Origin of the sequence: Plantactinospora soyae (assembly GCF_014874095.1) — a bacterium.
GTDB lineage: Bacteria > Actinomycetota > Actinomycetes > Mycobacteriales > Micromonosporaceae > Plantactinospora > Plantactinospora soyae.
This window is the reverse complement of the sequence record NZ_JADBEB010000001.1, coordinates 8387243-8404913: the sequence shown is the minus strand read 5'-3', so window position 1 is coordinate 8404913 and position 17671 is coordinate 8387243. Positions and strand designations below refer to the sequence as shown.

Here is a 17671-nt window from a genome sequence, read left to right as displayed (position 1 = left end):
GGTCTGCGAAGGCCAGCGAATCCGGGGCGGTCCCGCCACTGTGACCGGCCCTGCGGGTCGGAAGCCAGACACTCCGCCCCCGTCCCGTGTCGGTCTCCGGGCGACGCGGTACCGAACCGGTCGTGGGCGCGGACACCCACGGGGTAGGAGGTTGGCCCGTGCGGTCGTACCCGTTCTCCGCCGTCGTCGGCATGGACGACATGGTGCTCGCGCTCACCCTCAGCGCCGTCTCGCCGGCCATCGGCGGGGTGCTGGTCCGGGGCGAGAAGGGCACCGCGAAGTCCACCATCGTCCGGGCCCTGACCACACTGCTGCCGCCGGTGACGGTACTTTCCGACTGCCGGTTCTCCTGCGACCCGGCCGCACCGGACCCGGACTGCCCGGACGGCGCCCACCCCGCCGGTACGCCGGACGGCGCTCACCCCGCCGGTACGCCGGACGGCGTTGCCCACCCCGCCGGCACGACCATCACCCGGCCGGCCCGGCTCGTCGAGTTGCCCGTCGGGGCGACCGAGGACCGGGTACTCGGATCGCTGCACCTGGAACGGGCGTTGCGGGAGGGCGTCACCGCGTACGAGCCTGGGCTGCTCGCCGGCGCACACCGGGGACTGCTCTACGTCGACGAGGTGAACCTGCTGCACGACCACCTGGTCGACGTACTGCTCGACGCGGCGGCCATGGGCCGGGCCACGGTGGAGCGGGAGGGCGTGTCGATCGCGTACGCCGCCCGGTTCGTCCTGGTCGGCACCATGAACCCGGAGGAGGGGGAACTCCGGCCGCAGCTCCTCGACCGGTTCGGGTTGACGGTCGAGGTGGCGGCCAGCCGTGATCCCTCGGTACGGGCCGAGGTGACCCGCCGACGGCTCGGGTACGAGGCAGACCCGGACGGGTTCGCCGACCGGTACGCGGCGGCGGACGCCGAGCGGGCCGGCCGGATCGCCGCCGCCCGTCGACTGCTCCCCTCGGTCCGGCTCGACGATGACACGTTGCTCCGGATCGCCACGCTCTGCGCCTCGTTCGAGGTCGACGGGATGCGCGCCGACCTGGTCACCGCGCGGACCGCGATGGCGCACGCCGCCTGGTGCGGGCGGACCACCGTCACCGCAGGGGACATCCGGGCGGCGGCCCGGCTCGCCCTGCCGCACCGACGTCGGCGCAACCCCTTCGATCCGCCGGGCATCGAGCAGGAGCGGCTGGACCAGGCACTCGCCGATGCCGGTCTGGACCAGCCGACCGATCCACCGATGCCGGAGATCGATCCGCCGCCACCGGGGTCCGGTCCCGACGATCCCGATCCCGGCGGCCCCGGCGGCGCACCGGTTCCCGACGACGGCGAGGCCAGCTCGGAGTCGGCACCGGGAGCCGCGCCGGACTCGGCACCGGAAGCGGAGCACGGTGCCGGCCCGGGTGACCGCGACGGTCCGGTGCCGTCCGGCGATCCGGCGGAACCGACCGGAGCGGGCGAGCCGGGGAAGGGCCGCGAGACCGCTCCGACCGGCGCGAACGCGCTCGGCGCGGACCAGCCGTACCGGGCCCGGCTGCTCGTCGTACCCGGGGTCGGCGCGGGTGCGGCCGGCCGGCGGTCACCGGCGGTGACGACGGTGGGCCAGACGGTCCGGACCACGCTGCCGGGCGCCGGACCGGTACGCCGCCCGCACCTGGTCGCCACGCTCTGGGCGGCGGCCCCGCACCAGCGGCAGCGGGGCCGGCGGGGACCGGGGCTGGAGTTGCGGCCGGAGGACGTCCGGGTGCCGGTCCGGCAGGGGAGGGAGGGCAACCTGATCCTGTTCTGTGTCGACGCCTCCGGCTCGATGGCGGCCCGACAGCGGATGCGGGAGGTCAAGACCGCGGTACTGTCCCTGCTGCTGGACGCCTACCAGCGGCGGGACAAGGTCGGTCTGGTCACCTTCCGGGGCCACACCGCCGAACTGGCGCTGCCGCCGACCTCCAGTGTGGACGTCGCCGCCGCCCGACTCGACGACCTGCCGACCGGTGGCCGTACGCCCCTGGCGGAGGGGCTGCTGCGGGCCGGTGAGGCGTTGCGGGTGGAGGGCATCCGGGATCCGCGCCGACGCGCGCTACTGGTGGTGGTGACGGACGGTCGGGCCACCGCCGGTCCGGACGCGGTACCCCGGGCCCGGTACGCCGCCCGGCTGCTGGCCGCCAGCGGAGTACGGTCGGTGGTGCTCGACTGTGAGTCGGGACGGATCCGGCTGGGGCTGGGCTCCGCGTTGGCCGACGCGCTGGACGCGGAACACCTGCCGCTGGAACAGGTCGCGGCGGGAACGCTGACCACCGCCGTACGCACCCGTACCGCCGGGCGACCCGGGGACGGAGCGCGTTCCGCCGGACCGGTTGACATCGACGTACCGCAGCGACCGGCTGAGGTCGGCGTACCGCGGCGACGTACCGGAAGGGCTGCCTGATGCCGCAGGGACAACCCGAGGTCGTACCGCAGGACGGGCTGACCACCCGACAGCGCCGCAACCGCCCGCTGCTTATCGTCCACACCGGAGCGATGAAGGGTAAGTCGACGGCGGCGTTCGGCCTGGCCATGCGGGGCTGGAACCAGGGCTGGTCGATCGCAGTGTTCCAGTTCGTGAAGTCGGCCCGGTGGCGGGTCGGCGAGGAGGCCGGTCTGCTCGCCCTCGGCCGGGTGCACGAACAGACCGGCGAGGGCGGGCCGGTCGAGTGGCACAAGATGGGTTCGGGCTGGAGCTGGAGCCGCAAGGCCGGCGCCGAGTCCGACCACGCCGCCGACGCCGTCGAGGGCTGGCGGGAGATCCAGCGCCGGCTGGCCGGGGAGCGGCACCAGTTCTACGTGCTCGACGAGTTCACCTATCCGATGAAGTGGGGCTGGATCGACGTCGACGAGGTCGTCGACACCCTGCGGAACCGGCCCGGCCACCAGCACGTGGTGATCACCGGTCGGGACGCCGACCCCCGGCTGGTCGAGGCGGCCGACCTGGTCGTCGAGATGACCAAGGTGAAGCATCCGATGGACACGGGACAGAAGGGACAACGGGGGATCGAGTGGTGACCCCGCTGCCCCGGGTGGTGGTCGCCGCACCCGCCTCCGGGCAGGGCAAGACCACCGTGGCCACCGGGCTGATGGCCGCGCTGCGCGAACGCGGGCTGGCCGTCAGCGGGCACAAGGTCGGGCCGGACTACATCGACCCCGGCTACCACGCCCTGGCGACCGGCCGACCGGGACGCAACCTGGATCCGCACCTGCAGGGGGAGGAGCGGATCGTCCCGCTGCTGTTGCACGGCGCGACCGTGCCGGCGCCGGCCGACGTCGCCATCGTCGAGGGGGTGATGGGGCTGCACGACGGTGCGGTCGGCCGGGAGGGGTTCGCCTCCACCGCGCACGTCGCGCGGTTGACCGGCAGCCCGGTGCTGCTGGTGGTGGACGTCTCCGGCAGCTCCCGCAGCATCGGCGCGCTGGTGCACGGCTTCGCGACGTACGACCCCGGGCTGACCATCGCCGGGGTGATCCTGAACAAGGTCGGCTCGGAGACCCACGAGGCGGAGGTGCGGCAGGCGGTCGCCCGGACCGGCGTACCGGTGCTCGGGGCGCTGCGCCGGAACGCCGCCCTGGACACCCCGAGCCGACACCTCGGGCTGGTTCCGGCCGCCGAACGGGGCGCCGAGGCCCGACGTACCGTCGAGGCGCTCGCCGGTCACCTCGCCCGCGCGGTGGACCTGGACGCCGTACTGGCCGTCGCCCGCCGGGCACCCGGGCTGCCGGGCCGGCCGTGGGAGCCGGACGGGTCGGCGCCGTTCGTCGGGGCGGGACCGCCGGTCACCGTCGCGGTCGCCGGAGGCTCGGCGTTCACCTTCCGCTACCCGGAGACCGAGGAACTGCTCGGCGCCGCCGGGCTGCGGGTCGTACCGCTCGATCCGCTGCGCGACGAGGAACTGCCCGCCGGCTGCGCGGGCCTCTATCTCGGCGGCGGCTTCCCCGAGGTGTACGCGGCCGAACTCTCCGCCAACGGCCGGCTGCGCGAGGCGGTGGGCCGGGCGGCCCGGGGCGGCCTGCCGGTGGTGGCCGAGTGCGCCGGCCTGCTCTATCTCTGCCGGGATCTCGACGACCATCCGATGACCGGCGTGCTGGACGCCTCGGCCCGGATGACCGGGCGGCTCACCCTCGGCTACCGGGAGGGTGTCGCGGTCGGCGCCAGCCTGCTGGCCGAGCCGGGGACGGTGGTGACCGGGCACGAGTTCCACCGCACCCAGGTCGAGTACGCCCCCGACCGGACCCCCGCGTGGCGCTTCCGGCCCCGGCCGTCCCGCCCGCACGGGCTCGGTACGGCGGTCGAGGAGGGCGTGGTCGACACCAGCCTGCACGCGTCCTACCTGCACGTGCACTGGGCCGGGCACCCGGAGCTGGCCGCCCGGTTCGTCACGGCGGCGGCCCGGTACGCCGGGGCGCCTCTCCCGGACCGTCCGGCGGACCGGCCGACCCGGAGCCCGGTGCGGCCGGGCCCTGGCTGAGGTGCCCAGGCTGCCGGGAGTTGTGTGGTACAGGTTGGCGTGGCGTCCCGTGGGCAGGGCAACGGGCTGTTACGGCACAGACGGCGCAGGAGTGAGCGCGGCGTCGCGCAGGCGGGCGGCGTCCTGGCTCGGTGGCGCGCCGAACTGGCGGCGGTACTCGCGGCTGAACTGTGACGGGCTGTCGTATCCCACCCGCTGGCTGACCGCGGTGACGTCGTGGGGGTGGGTGGCCAGCAGCAGCCGGGCCTGCTGGAGCCGGATCTGTTTCTGGAACTGGATGGGGCTCATCGCGGTGACCGCCTGGAAGTTGCGGTAGAACGCAGACGGGCTCATGGCGGACATCTGCGCCAGATCTTCCACCCGGAACGACTCCCGGTAGTTGTCGCGGATCCACCGGACCGCGCGGGCGATGTGGGCCAGGCTGCTGTCGGCCAGGCCGAGCTGGCGGACGGTCGCGCCCTGCTCGCCGGTGATGAGCCGCCACAGGATCTCCCGCTTGATCAACGGTGCGAGCACCGGGATGTCGCGCGGCCGGTCGATCAGGCGAAGCATCCGTACCGCCGCGTCGACGAGTTCGACCGGCGCGTCGCTGACCGCCAGCGCGGACGGTGTGCCGCCGCCCGCGCGTGGGAGGTTGCCGGGGGGTGCCTGGAGCAGTAGGTCGGCGATCGCCGACGGCTCCAGGGCAAGGCCGAACCCGAGCGCCGGCCGCTCGCGGCTGGCCTCGGTGTAGTGGCCGGTGACCGGCAGGTCGATCGAGGCGATCAGGTACTGGCCGGCGCGGTACTCGTACATCCGGTCGCCCAGTGCGAGCGTCTTCGCGCCCTGCGCGATGAGCGCCATCACCGTGCCGGACATCGACGCCGAGGACTCGTGCGCCCGTTCGGCCGTGCCGACCAGGACACCGTCGATGGGGGTGGTCCGGTCGGCTCGGGCGTGCCGAGTCAGCAACGCGCGTAGTTCGTCGAGCAGCACGGATCGATTAAAGCACCCGACCTGTTCTCGGCGATGAGAGGATCAGGCAAGAGGCGAGGAGCATTGTTCTAATGTTTCACCTGGTCTAGATGGTCTGATAAATACATCGAAATCGCAGGGAGTGAAACGTCGCTCCACGAATGAACAGGTAGGTGAAATCGTGCGGATCGCGATCGTGATCGGCGCCAGCTCCGGCATCGGGCAGAGTACGGCCATCCAGCTCGCCAAGCGTGGAACGGCCGTCATCCTGACCTACAGCGGCAACCAGGCCGGCGCGCAGGACACGGTGGCCGCCATCGAGAAGGACGGCGGTGCCGCCGTCGCGCTACGGCTGGACGTCGGGCGCAGCGAAACCTTCCCGGCCTTCCGCGAGCAGGTCGTCGCCATCCTGCGCGACACCTGGCAGCAGGACACGTTCGACTACCTGGTCAACAACGCCGGCTTCGGCGGGATGGCGATGTTCGAGGACACCACCGAGGAACTGTTCGACAAGTTCATGCGGGTCCTGCTCAAGGGACCGTACTTCCTGACCCAGGCGCTGTTGCCACTACTGACTGACGGCGGCGCCATCGTCAACGTCAGCAGCAACTCTGCGCTGCCCACCGGCCTGGTGGACGCCGGCTACTCCGCGTACGCCACGATGAAGGGCGGCCTGAACGTGCTGAGCCGCTACATGGCCAAGGAGTTCGCCACCCGGGGCATCCGGGTGAACGCCGTCTCGCCCGGCCCCACCCGTACCCGGCTCGCCGACTCATCGGGGGTCGTCGGCTTCGAGGCGTACCCCGAGGTGATCCCCATGCTCGCCGCCAAGACCGCCCTCGGCCGGATCGGCGAACCCGACGACGTCGGCATGGTGATCGCCACCCTGCTCGGCGAGGAGAGTCGCTGGATCACCGGGCAGAACATCGAGGTTTCCGGCGGCTTCGACCTCTGACGGTGGTTTACGGCGTCGAAGCATGGCCCAGTGCCGCCTCGACGATCCGGATCGCCTCGGTGGGGTCGATGCCGACGCTGGCGATGACCGCCGCGTAGTCGCGGGCGGCGCGGTGGGCCTGCTCGAGGGCCTGTTCGCCGGCGGCCGAGACGAACGAGCCGGCCCGCCTGCGGGTCTCGATCAGCCCGGCCTCCTCCAGCTCCCGGTACGCCCGACCGACGGTGTTCACGGCGAGGCCGAGGTCGGCCGCGAGCCGGCGGATCGTCGGCAGTCTCGTGCCGACGGCGAGCGAGCGGTCCTGGATCTGCCTCGCGAGCTGGGCCCGGAGCTGCTCGTACGGCGGCGTCGGCGAGGCCGCGTCGATGACGATCATCCGGTGGCCATGGCTCGCCGTGCCGCCGTCCCGACACCCGTGGTCCGGATCTGGATCAGGCAGAACGCGATGGCGCCCGCCACCACGAGCGCCAGCGAGACTGCGTTCCACCAGCCGAGCGATTCTCCGTACAGGAGATGGCGGGCAGCGACCACACCAGGCTCCACGCGTGCGTGAGTGCCGCGCCGATCAGGAACGCGGCCAGCAGGAGGCTGTCGGCCCCCGGCCGTCCCGCCCGCACGGGCTCGGTACGGCGGTCGAGGAGGGCATCGTCGACACCAGCCTGCACGCGTCCTACCTGCACGTGCACTGGGCCGGGCACCCGGAGCTGGCCGCCCGGTTCGTCACGGCGGCGGCTCGGTACGCCGGAGTGCCCGCCGTCACTCGCGATCGTCTCGACCGGGTACGGCCGGACGGCCGCTGACCGGGTGCACGCGGCCGGCCGCCCGAGCCGTGGCGCGGGGGGCAACCCGCGTCCCGGTCCCGGACGGCCGGTGGAACCGCGCCGCTATCCGGCGTATGTCTCGAACTCGGCGACCCTCGGCGCCCCGGTCGAACCGGTGATGTCGAAGGTGATCTTGGTCAGCGAGGTGCTGGCGAAGGTGATGACGCCCGCCCCGCTGCCCGAGGTCAGGACGGCGCCGTTGTCGGCGTTGACGACCCGCCAGGAGCCGATGCCTCCGGTGGAGCCTGCCGCCTCCCGGATGTTGATCCTGGAGACCGTGGTGGCGGAGCCCCACTTGATCGAGATGGAGCCGGTCGCGCCGGCCGGCGACCAGTAGCTGCTCATGTTGCCGTCCCGCACGTTGCCGTAGCTCGTTCCGCTGGCCTTGCTGGAGCCGTCGGCACCGGCCCCGAGGCTGAGGTTGGTCCCGCCGGGCTGGCCCGGCGTGGGAGTGGTGGGTTGCGGCGTGGGGTTGGTCGGAGTCGGCGTGGTCGGCCGTGGCGTGGGGTTGGTCGGCCCCGTCGTCGGCGTCGTCGGCGAGCAGTTGCCGTTCGACACCTGGTTGCCCTTGTTGGCGCCGGCCGTCTGGCTCACGATGCTCGGCACGCAACTGGCCCCGTCGAGCGTGTAGGAGTACGGGATGCTGACGCTGGTGTTGGACTGCGGGTTGGGGCCGGCGGGGTTGGTGTCGTCGCCCGGGCTGGACCAGGTCACGTTGTCGAAGATGTTGCCGCTGACCTGCCAGTAGCCGGCCTGGTCGGTGTAGAAGGTGCCCAGCACGTCCTTGGAGTTCCGGAAGTAGTTGTTGTCCACCTTGGCCCGTGCCCCGGCCCGGGAGTTGATGCCGGACTCGTGCAGGCTCACGTACGAGTTGTTGTAGATGTGGGCGATGCCGCCGCGCAGCAGGGGCGTACGGGAGTCGATGTTCTCGTACAGGTTGTGGTGGTACGTGATGAAGCCGTTCGACGTGTCGCTCTCGCTGGACCCGACGAGACCGCCCCGGCCGGAGTTGCGCAGGGTGGCGTAGGACAGGGTCACGTACTGGACGTTGTCCTTCAGGTCGAAGAGGCCGTCGAAGCCCTCTGCCTCCCCGCCCGACGCCTCCAGGGTGACGTGGTCGACCCAGACGTTGCGGACGGTGCTCTCCATGCCGATGGCGTCACCGCCGTTGGACGTGGGCGAGCCCGACTTCTTGACGTTCCGGACGGTCACGTTCTGGATGATGATGTTGCTGGAGTCGCGGATGTGGATGCCCAGCTGGTCGAAGACGGCGCCGCCGACCCCGATGATCGAGACGTTGCTGATCTGCTTGAGCTCGATCACGCCGGCGGCGGTGTTGCAGCTGTCGCCCGACACCTTGGTGGTGTTGCCGTGGTTGATGGTCCCGGACACCTCGATGATGATCGGGGTGCTGCTGCTGGCCCGGCCGCACAGGGCCGCATGGATCGCGGTACCCGTGCTGGCCCGCACCGTCTGCCCGCCGGCCCCGCCGGTGGTCCCCCCGTTCTGGGTGGCGTAGCCGGTGACGCCGCCGGTCGCCGCCGATGCCTCGGGCATCGACATGACCACACCGGTCGCGGCCGCGATGGCCGTGGTGGCCAGTGCCGCATAGAGCCGCAGTACGACTGGTCGTCTCATCCTCGCCTCACCTCTCGTCCCCGCATCCACCAGGACGAGCCAGGCAGACAGGAAAGCGCTTTCCGAAATCGAAGGATAGGACGATGTCGATCGGTCTGGCAAGATCCCGCCCGAGTCTGGGTGCAAGGAAGGGCCCCTTCTTATACAAAAAGCGATAAGAAGGGGCCCTTCCTTGCACCTCAGTCGGAGCCCTCCAGGTCGCCCTCGATCTGGAGGTAGGTGTCGCGGAGCGCCTCCATCGTGGCCGGATCGGGCTTGGCCCACAGGCCTCGGTCGGCGGCCTCGGAGAGGCGTTCGATGATGTTCCGCAGCGCCCACGGGTTGGAGCGGCGCAGGAACTCCTGGTTCTCCGGGTCGAGGGCGTACGTCTGGGCCAGCTGCTCGTACATCCAGTCGCCGACCACGCCGGCGGTGGCGTCGTACCCGAAGAGGTAGTCGACCGTGGCGGCCAGCTCGAACGCGCCCTTGTAGCCGTGCCGGCGCATCGCGGAGAGCCAGCGCGGGTTGACCACCCGGGCCCGGAACACCCGGGCGGTCTCCTCGGTCAACGAGCGGGTCCGGATCGCGTCCGGCGTGGTGCTGTCCCCGATGTACGCCCGGGGCGCCTGCCCGGTCAGCGCCCGGACCGTGGCGATCATGCCGCCGTGGTACTGGAAGTAGTCGTCGGAGTCCGCGATGTCGTGTTCCCGGGTGTCGGTGTTCTTCGCCGCAACCGTGATCCGCCGGTACGCGTTCTCCATGTCCTCCCGGGCGGGCCGACCGTCCAGCCCCCGGCCGTACGCGAAGCCGCCCCAGACCGTGTAGACCTCGGCGAGATCGGCGTCGTCGCGCCAGTTCCCGCTGTCGATCAGCGGCAGCAGGCCGGCACCGTACGCGCCCGGCTTCGAGCCGAAGATCCGGCTGGTGGCCCGCCGCTCGTCGCCGTGCCGGGCGGTGTCGGCCCGGGCGTGCGCCCGCAGGAAGTTCTGCTCGTCCGGCTCGTCGAGCGCGGCGACCGCCCGGACCGCGTCGTCGAGCAGGAGCAGCACGTGCGGGAACGCGTCCCGGAAGAAGCCGCTGATCCGGACCGTCACGTCGATCCGCGGCCGGCCCAGCTCGGCGAGCGGGATGATCTCGAACCCGTTCACCCGCCGGGACGCCTCGTCCCAGGTCGGCGCCACACCGATCAGCGCCAGCACCTCGGCCACGTCGTCCCCGGCGGTACGCATCGCCGAGGTGCCCCAGGCGGACAGCCCGACCGAGCGGGGCCAGTCCCCGGTGTCCTGCCGGTACCGCTCGACCAGCGACGTCGCCATCGCCTGCCCGGTGGCGTACGCGAGTCGGCTCGGGATCGCCTTCGGGTCGACGGTGTAGAAGTTGCGGCCGGTCGGCAGCACGTTCACCAGGCCACGCAGCGGTGACCCGCTCGGCCCGGCCGGAACGTACCCGCCGCCCAGGGCGTGCACGATGTGGTCGATCTCGTCGGTGGTGCGGGCCAGCCGGGGTACGACCTCGGTCGCGGCGAACTCCAGCACCGGCCGTACGGCTTCGGCCCGGGGATCGTCGTCGCCGAGTACGTCGGCGAGCACCGCCGGTACGGCCCCGACGGACCAGCCGTACGCCTCCATCGCCTCCACCAGGGACCGGGCCACCGCCTCGGCCCGGTCGACGGTGGCGGAGTCCTCGGTGCCGGACTCGGCGAGGCCCAGCGCGGCGCGTAGCCCGTCGACGGCGCCGGCCCGTCCGCCCCAGACCTGTCGGGCCCGCAGGATCGCCAGCACCAGGTTCACCCGGGCCTCGCCGGCCGGCGGCTCACCCAGGATGTGCAGGCCGTCGCGGATCTGCGCGTCCTTCACCTCGCAGAGCCAGCCGTCCACGTGCAGCAGGAACTCGTCGAACTCGGCGTCGTGCGGGCGCTGGTCCAGGCCCAGGTCGTGGTCGAGCCGGGCCGCCTGGATCAGCGTCCAGATCTGGCCCCGGATCGCCGGCAGCTTGGCCGGGTCCATGGCGGCGATGTTGGCGTACTCGTCGAGCAGTTGTTCCAGCCGGGCGATGTCGCCGTAGCTCTCCGCGCGGGCCATCGGCGGCACCAGGTGGTCCACGATGACCGCGTGCGCCCGGCGCTTGGCCTGGGCGCCCTCGCCCGGGTCGTTGACCAGGAACGGATAGATCAGCGGCAGCGAGCCGAGCACCGCGTCCGGACCGCAGGCGGCGGAGAGGCCGACCGTCTTGCCGGGCAGCCACTCCAGCGAGCCGTGCTTGCCGAGGTGGACCACGGCGTCGGCGCCGAACTCCTCGTCCAGCCACCGGTACGCGGCCAGGTAGTGGTGGGTCGGCGGCAGGTCCGGATCGTGGTAGATGGCCACCGGGTTCTCGCCGAAGCCGCGCGGCGGCTGGATCATGATGATCACGTTTCCGGCCCGCAGGCAGGCCAGCACGATCTCGCCGTCGGGATCGGCGGAGGTGTCGACGTAGAGCTGCCCCGGCGGCGGCCCCCAGTGTTCGACCATCGCCTCCCGCAAATCGGCCGGCAGCGCGTCGAACCACCGCTGGTAGCTGCGCAGCGGCACCCGTACCGGGTTGGCGGCGAGCTGCTCCTCGGTGAGGAACTCCTGGTCCTGCCCGCCCGCCGCGATCAGGGCGTGGATCAGCCGGTCACCGTCGGGCAGTTCGGCGTCCGGGGCGGGGATCAGACCGGGCAGGGCGTCCGGGCCGTCGACCGGCCCGAGGTCGTAACCGAGGTCGCGCAGCGTCCGCAGCAGCCGGATCGCACTGGCCGGGGTGTCCAGCCCGACGGCGTTGCCGACCCGGGCATGCTTGGTCGGGTACGCCGACAGCACCAGCGCCAGCCGGCGTTGCTCCGGCGGGGTGTGGCGCAGCCGGCCGAGCCGGACGGCGGTGCCGGCCACCCGGGCCGCCCGTTCCGGATCGGCGACGTACCGGGGCAGCCCGTCGGCGTCGGTCTCCTTGAACGAGAACGGCACGGTGATCAGTCGCCCGTCGAACTCGGGCACCGCGACCTGGGTGGCCGCGTCCAGCGGGGAGACCCCGTCGTCGCTGTCCGACCAGGTCTGCCGGGACGAGGTCAGGCAGAGCGCTTGGAGGATCGGTACGTCCAGCGCGGCCAGCGCGCCGACGTCCCAGGCCTGCTCGGAGCCACCGGCGGCGGCGTCCGCCGGCCGGGTACCACCGGCCGCGAGCACCGTGACCAGCAGCGCGTCGGCCGCGCCGAGCGCCGCCAGCAGTTCCGGTTCGGGGGTACGCAGACTGGCGCAGAAGATCGGCAGGGCCTGCCCCCCGGCGTCCTCGACGGCGGCGGCCAGCGCCTCGACGAACCCGACGTTCCCGCTCAACTGGTGGGCCCGGTAGTAGAGGATGCCGACCACCGGCCCGGACGACGTACCCGGGGTTCGGGGATGGACGCCCCAGTTCGGCTGCTCGACGGGCGGGTTGAAGCCGTGACCGGTCAGCAGCACCGTGTCGGAGAGGAAGCCGTGCAGCTCACGCAGGTTCTCCGGCCCACCCTGGGCCAGGTACGCGTGCGCCTGGGCGGCGATTCCGGCCGGCACCGTCGACCGGGACATCAGCTCCGCGTCCGGCGCCTGCTCACCGCCGAGCGCCACCACGGGTAGGGAACCGGCGCGCAGTGCCGCCAGGCCCTCCTCCCACATCCGGTGGCCGCCGAGGATCCGTACCACCACCAGGTCGACCCCGGCGACCAGGTCGGGCAGGTCGGCGAGGTCGAGCCGGGCCGGATTGGCCAGCCGGTAGACCGCGCCGCTGGCTCGGGCGGAAAGTAGGTCCGTGTCCGAAGTCGACAACAGGAGAATCGTGGTGGCAGCGTCCGCCGCAGACATGGGTGACTCCTCCTCGGGTCCGCGCCCGTGGTCGTGGTCGATCGTGCGGTGATCCGGAGTGTCTGGCTTCCGAGCTGAATTCCCAGCTCGGTGACAGTGGCGGGACCGCCCCGGACTTGCACCGGGTTCCTCCGGGTTCGCCGCGTGATGCTTCTCTCGGGCCGGCAGGCGCCGAGGACCCTGACTCTACGATGAGCCCGTGTCCGCCCCCGCCACCCCGTCCCCACGATCGCCGGAGGACCGCTGTCCCGGCGCGTTGCGGGCGCACCAGGCCGCCGACGGGCTGCTGGTCCGGGTACGGCTGCCCGGCGGCCAACTCCGCCCCGGCCAACTCCGGGTACTCGCCGACGTCGCCGACACGGACGGTGACGGGACGCTGGAGTTGACCTCCCGGGCCAACCTCCAGATCCGGGGGCTCGCCGACGACGACGCCGTACGCCGGGCCGCCGAACGGATCGCCGCCGCCGGCCTGCTGCCGACCCCCACCCACGAACGCGTCCGCAACCTGCTCGCCTCCCCGCTGAGCGGTCGCGACGGGCGCGGCCGGCTCGACGTACGCCCGATGGTGCGGGACCTGGACGCGGCGCTGCGGGGCGCCGCCGACCTGGCGTCGCTCAGCGGCAGGTTCCTGTTCGCCCTCGACGACGGCCGGTACGACGTGACCACCCTCGGCGCCGACCTGTGCTGGGTGGCGGGCGAGGACGCGCTCCGGCTCGCCGGTACCGACACGGGTCTGCGGGCCGGTCCGGCGGCGGCGGTCGAGCTGCTGATCGAGGCTGCCCGAGCCTTCCTCCGGGTACGCGGTGACCGCAGCGACCTGTGGCGACTGGCGGACCTGCCGGACGGGCCGGCCCGGGTGACCGCCGCGCTCGGCCGCCCGGTCGCGCAACCGGACCCGCCACTGCCGGCGGATGGGCCGGCGGTGGGCGGGGAGGCGGTGCCGACGGTGGGTGTCCGGCCGGACGGCCTGGTGGTGGCCGGTGCCCGGCTGGGACGGCTGACCGCCGGCCAGGCCCGGGAACTGGCCGAACTCGCCGCTACGGACGAGATCATCATCACCCCGTGGCGCAGCGTCGTGCTCGACTCGACGCGACCGGATACCGTCGGCCGCCTGGCCACGGCCGGGCTGCTGGTCGAGCCGTCGTCGCCGTGGCGGGGAGTCAGCGCCTGCACCGGCCGCCCCGGCTGCGCCAGCGCCCTCGCCGACGTGCGGCAGGACCTGACGGACGCGCTGGCCGACGCGGCGACCGGGGCCGAGACACCGGCAACGGTGGGCGAGGGCGGAACGGTGGGAGGGCGGATGCTGCCGGTGCACGTCGTCGGCTGTGACCGGTGTTGCGGGCGCCCGGCCGGGCCCGCCGTGCTGGCCGTGGCCACCGGTTCCGGGTACCGCATCGAGGCGGCCGGCCGTAGTTGGATCGGCAACCCGTCGGCGGCACTGGCCGCACGGGCAGAAGGGCGACAGTGAGCTACGAATACATCCGCGACGGTGCGGAGATCTACCGACAGTCGTTCGCGACGATCCGGGCCGAAGCCGACCTCTCCGCGCTGCCGCCGGACATCGCGCAGGTGGCGGTACGGATGATCCACGCCTCCGGCTGCGTGGACCTGGTCGGCGACATCGCGGCCAGCCCCGATCTGGTCACCGCCGGGCGTACGGCGTTGCGGGCCGGCGCGCCGATCCTCTGTGACGCGGCGATGGTCGCCTCCGGCATCACCCGGGCCCGGCTGCCCAGCGGTAACCAGGTGCTCTGCATGCTGCGCGATCCCGCCGTACCCGGCCTGGCCCAGCGACTCGGCACGACGCGGAGCGCCGCCGCCCTGGAGCTGTGGCGGGACCGGCTCGACGGTGCGGTGGTGGCGATCGGCAACGCCCCCACCGCGTTGTTCCGGCTGCTGGAGATGATCGACGAGGGGGCCGCCCGGCCGGCGGTGATCATCGGCGTCCCGGTGGGCTTCATCGGGGCGGCCGAGTCGAAGCAGGCCCTGGCCGCGCATGATGCCGGCATTCCGTACCTGGTGGTGCACGGTCGACGGGGCGGCAGCGCCATCACCGTCGCCGCGGTCAACGCCATCGCGAACGAGGTCGAATGAACAGCCACGCGGAACCGGGCACGCTCCGGGGGGTCGGGGTCGGACCGGGTGACCCCGAACTGCTGACCGTCAAGGCGGCCCGGGTGATCGCCGCCGCCGACGTGGTCGCGTACTACTCGGCCCGGCACGGCCGGAGCATCGCCCGGTCCATCGCCGCGTCGTACCTGAGCGACGGGCAGGTGCTGGAGCCGCTGGTGTACCCGGTCACCACCGAGACCACCGATCATCCGGGCGGCTACGAGGCGGCCATCACCGAGTTCTACGACGCCAGCGCGGAACGGCTCGCCGAACACCTGTCGGCCGGGCGGGACGTGGTGGTGCTCTGCGCCGGCGACCCGATGTTCTACGGCTCCTACATGTACCTGCACGAACGGCTGGCACACCTGTTCCCGGCCGAGGTGGTGCCGGGGGTCACCTCGATCAGCGCCGCCACCGCCGTACTGGGCCGGCCGCTGGTCGAGCGGGACGAGGTGCTCACCGTACTGCCCGGAACCCTGCCCGCCGACGAGTTGACCCGCCGGCTGGCCGACACCGACGCCGCCGCCGTACTCAAGCTCGGCCGCACCTTTCCCCAGGTACGGGCGGCGTTCGCCGACGCCGGACGGCTCGACGACGCGTGGTACGTCGAGCGGGCCACCACCGACATCGGCCGGGAACTGCCGCTGGCCGAGGTGGATCCGGACGGGGTGCCGTACTTCTCCCTGGCGGTGCTGACCAGCCCGACGGGCGCGGCCGTGGCGGCGGGAGTCTCGGGCCAGGCCGGCGCGGACGCGGCAACCGGCACCGACGGGTCGGCAGGTGTCGACGCCGAGCGGCCGGCGGGCGAGGTGACCGTGGTCGGGCTCGGTCCGGCCGGAACGAAGTGGCTCACCCCGGAGACCGCGCAGGCGCTGCGCGAGGCGGAACATCTCGTCGGCTACGCCCCGTACGTCGACCGGGTGCCGCACCGCCCCGGCCAGCACCGGCACACCTCGGGCAACCAGGTCGAGATCGACCGGGCCCGGCACGCGCTGGAACTCGCCCTGGCCGGCGCGCGGGTGGCCGTGGTCTCGTCCGGCGACCCGGGGATCTTCGCGATGGCCACGGCGGTGCTGGAGGTCGCCACCACCGACGAGCGGTTCGGCCCGGTCCCGGTACGGGTGCTGCCGGGGCTGACCGCCGCGCAGGCGGCGGCGAGTCGGATCGGCGCCCCGCTCGGTCACGACTTCGCGGTGCTCTCGCTCTCCGACCGGCTCAAGCCGTGGGCGGTGATCGAACAGCGGCTGGCCGGTGCCGCCGCCGCAGATCTGGTGCTGGCGCTCTACAACCCCGCCTCCGCGAGCCGCCGGTGGCAGGTCGCGGCGGCCCGGGACGTCCTGCTGCGGCACCGGTCGGCGGAGACTCCGGTGGTCATCGCCCGGGACGTCGGCCGGCCAGGGGAGCGGATCAGCGTGGTGGAACTCTCCAAACTCGACCCGGCGGAGGTGGACATGCGCTGCCTGCTGATCGTCGGCTCGTCGACCACCCGAGTGGACCGGCGCGCGGACGGCTCGACCGTGGTCTGGACGCCCCGGACGTACCCGGGCTGACCCTTCCGGGCCGGTCGTGGCCTATCGCCGCGACAGCACGGTCTCCAGCCAGGCCACCGCCGCGCCGATCTCCGACGCCTGCACCGGTACGGCCACCGCCGCCGGTCGGTCGACCATCACCACGGGCAGGCCGAGGTCGCGGGCGGCGGCGAGCTTCGCCATCGTGTACGTGCCACCGCTGTCCTTGGTGACCAGTACGTCGATCCGGTGCGCCGTCATCAGCGCCGTCTCCGCCGCCAGCTGGTACGGGCCACGGTCCCGGATCACCGAGACGTTGGCCGGCAGCGGCGTCTGCGGCTCGTCGACGACCCGGACGAGCAGCCAGGTGTCCCGCAGTGGGAGGAAGGCGTCCAGCCCCTGCCGGCCGGTGGTGACGAAGGCCCGGCCGCCCAACCGGGGCACCAGATCCGCGGCGGCGGCGAGGTGCGGCACCCGGTGCCACCGGTCTCCCGGCCCGCTCGTCCAGCCGGGACGTTCCAACCGCAGGTGTGGCACCCCGGTCGCCTCGGCCGCCCGGACCGCCGAGGAGCGGATCCGTTCCGCGTACGGGTGGGTGGCGTCGATCAGCACATCGACCTGATGCTCGACGAGCCATTGGGTGAGGCCGTCGACTCCACCGAACCCGCCGATCCGGACCTCGCCGACCGGCAGCCGGGGATTGGCGACCCGACCGGCCAGTGAGGAGACCACGACGGTGTCGGGGCGGCCGACCAGGGCGGCGGCCAGTTCTCTCGCCTCGGCCGTGCCGCCGAGCAGCAGCACCCGGGTCGTCACGGCGCGACGGTATCGGCCGTGCGGACGGGCGACAAGCGCGCCCACCCACCCGTGACCTCTGACACCCCACTACCCGGCACGCTCCCTCGGCCGGCGCGGCAGCCATCCCGGACAGCGCCGGATCGACACGTCGTCCGGTTGACCGCAGGGTACGGCGCGGATACCGTCAACTCGCCATCTGCGGCGTCGCGAGGGAAGCCGGTGAGAATCCGGAGCGGTCGCGCCACTGTGAGCGGTCCCGAGGTAACTCGGGCCCGCGAGCCAGGACGCTCGGTCGTCGCAGCCTGTCGAAGGGGACGCGTCATCCCCAAGGAGGTTCTACCGCGCATGTCCAGTTCCACTCCGGCCCGCACCCTGGCCCACCCCGCGATCTCCGCCCGCCTGCTCTGGCTGGCACTCGCCGTCGTCGCCGTCCTCTCGCTGCTGACCTACCTGGTCGCGTTCGACCAGGGCGCCGTCTCGCAGAGCGGCATGTACCTGCACGAGCTGATGCACGACGGCCGGCACCTCCTCGGCGTTCCCTGCCACTGACCGCCG

General features: G+C 72.9%; 15 protein-coding genes and 2 riboswitches. Of the genes, 9 read left to right on the top strand and 6 right to left on the bottom strand.

Features of this window, described 5'->3' with window-relative positions; genetic code table 11:
• Positions 1-191 precede the first annotated feature (191 nt).
• The 3 genes from H4W31_RS36805 to H4W31_RS36795 are packed head-to-tail and all read left to right on the top strand — an operon-like array spanning position 192 to position 4497.
• Positions 192-2426 carry a magnesium chelatase subunit D family protein gene (locus H4W31_RS36805; RefSeq protein WP_225947589.1) on the top strand — a complete coding sequence of 745 codons (2235 nt, stop codon included), beginning with the start codon at positions 192-194 and terminating at the stop codon, positions 2424-2426.
• Positions 2426-3040 carry a cob(I)yrinic acid a,c-diamide adenosyltransferase gene (gene cobO, locus H4W31_RS36800; RefSeq protein WP_192770808.1) on the top strand — a complete coding sequence of 205 codons (615 nt, stop codon included), beginning with the start codon at positions 2426-2428 and terminating at the stop codon, positions 3038-3040. Before H4W31_RS36805 ends, cobO begins: the two co-directional genes overlap by 1 nt.
• Positions 3037-4497 carry a cobyrinate a,c-diamide synthase gene (locus H4W31_RS36795; protein WP_192770807.1) on the top strand — a complete coding sequence of 487 codons (1461 nt, stop codon included), beginning with the start codon at positions 3037-3039 and terminating at the stop codon, positions 4495-4497. Before cobO ends, H4W31_RS36795 begins: the two co-directional genes overlap by 4 nt.
• A 69-nt stretch (positions 4498-4566) precedes the next feature.
• On the opposite strand, the gene H4W31_RS36790 is transcribed toward H4W31_RS36795, so the two are convergent.
• Complete coding sequence (locus H4W31_RS36790) at positions 4567-5472, bottom strand: AraC family transcriptional regulator (RefSeq protein ID WP_192770806.1); 906 nt, start codon at positions 5470-5472, stop codon at positions 4567-4569.
• A gap of 160 nt (positions 5473-5632) precedes the next feature.
• On the opposite strand from H4W31_RS36790, the gene H4W31_RS36785 reads away from it, so the two are divergent.
• Positions 5633-6406 (top strand): SDR family NAD(P)-dependent oxidoreductase, encoded by a 774-nt coding sequence (locus tag H4W31_RS36785; RefSeq protein WP_192770805.1) that lies wholly within the window; start codon positions 5633-5635, stop codon positions 6404-6406.
• A gap of 7 nt (positions 6407-6413) precedes the next feature.
• Here H4W31_RS36785 and H4W31_RS36780 read toward each other — a convergent pair whose 3' ends face one another.
• Positions 6414-6779: a GntR family transcriptional regulator gene (locus H4W31_RS36780; RefSeq protein WP_192770804.1), complete on the bottom strand. Its 366-nt coding sequence runs from the start codon at positions 6777-6779 to the stop codon at positions 6414-6416.
• Complete coding sequence (locus H4W31_RS36775; protein WP_192772835.1) at positions 6776-6934, bottom strand: hypothetical protein; 159 nt, start codon at positions 6932-6934, stop codon at positions 6776-6778. Before H4W31_RS36775 ends, H4W31_RS36780 begins: the two co-directional genes overlap by 4 nt.
• Before the next feature lie 14 nt (positions 6935-6948).
• On the opposite strand from H4W31_RS36775, the gene H4W31_RS36770 reads away from it, so the two are divergent.
• Positions 6949-7203, top strand: coding sequence for a hypothetical protein (locus H4W31_RS36770; RefSeq protein WP_192772834.1), 255 nt, complete (start codon positions 6949-6951; stop codon positions 7201-7203).
• Positions 7204-7287: 84 nt separating this feature from the next.
• Here the strand turns inward: H4W31_RS36770 and H4W31_RS36765 are convergent, their stop codons facing one another.
• Both H4W31_RS36765 and cobN read right to left on the bottom strand, forming a co-directional pair.
• Complete coding sequence (locus H4W31_RS36765; RefSeq protein ID WP_192770803.1) at positions 7288-8862, bottom strand: pectate lyase family protein; 1575 nt, start codon at positions 8860-8862, stop codon at positions 7288-7290.
• 179 nt (positions 8863-9041) lie between these two features.
• Positions 9042-12698, bottom strand: a complete 3657-nt coding sequence (cobN, locus tag H4W31_RS36760) for a cobaltochelatase subunit CobN (protein WP_192770802.1) — start codon at positions 12696-12698, stop codon at positions 9042-9044.
• Positions 12699-12754: 56 nt separating this feature from the next.
• Positions 12755-12830, bottom strand: a riboswitch (cobalamin riboswitch).
• 67 nt (positions 12831-12897) lie between these two features.
• On the opposite strand from cobN, the gene H4W31_RS36755 reads away from it, so the two are divergent.
• Genes H4W31_RS36755 through H4W31_RS36745 form a run of 3 tightly spaced genes read left to right on the top strand, consistent with a single transcriptional unit; the run spans position 12898 to position 16360 of the window.
• Positions 12898-14166 carry a precorrin-3B synthase gene (locus H4W31_RS36755; RefSeq protein ID WP_192770801.1) on the top strand — a complete coding sequence of 423 codons (1269 nt, stop codon included), beginning with the start codon at positions 12898-12900 and terminating at the stop codon, positions 14164-14166.
• The gene (locus H4W31_RS36750; protein ID WP_192770800.1) at positions 14163-14792 is read left to right on the top strand and encodes a precorrin-8X methylmutase; all 630 of its coding nucleotides are present in this window, start codon (positions 14163-14165) and stop codon (positions 14790-14792) included. The genes H4W31_RS36755 and H4W31_RS36750 overlap by 4 nt, the downstream gene beginning before the upstream one ends.
• Positions 14789-16360, top strand: a complete 1572-nt coding sequence (locus H4W31_RS36745) for a precorrin-2 C(20)-methyltransferase (protein ID WP_192770799.1) — start codon at positions 14789-14791, stop codon at positions 16358-16360. The genes H4W31_RS36750 and H4W31_RS36745 overlap by 4 nt, the downstream gene beginning before the upstream one ends.
• Before the next feature lie 21 nt (positions 16361-16381).
• Here H4W31_RS36745 and H4W31_RS36740 read toward each other — a convergent pair whose 3' ends face one another.
• Positions 16382-17134: a cobalt-precorrin-6A reductase gene (locus tag H4W31_RS36740; RefSeq protein WP_318783628.1), complete on the bottom strand. Its 753-nt coding sequence runs from the start codon at positions 17132-17134 to the stop codon at positions 16382-16384.
• A 151-nt stretch (positions 17135-17285) separates the two neighbouring features.
• Positions 17286-17426, top strand: a riboswitch (cobalamin riboswitch).
• Positions 17427-17461: 35 nt separating this feature from the next.
• Here H4W31_RS36740 and H4W31_RS36735 point away from each other — a divergent pair.
• A complete protein-coding gene (locus tag H4W31_RS36735) occupies positions 17462-17665 on the top strand; it encodes a CbtB domain-containing protein (protein WP_192770798.1) in 204 nt (67 codons plus the stop codon).
• Positions 17666-17671 lie beyond the last annotated feature (6 nt).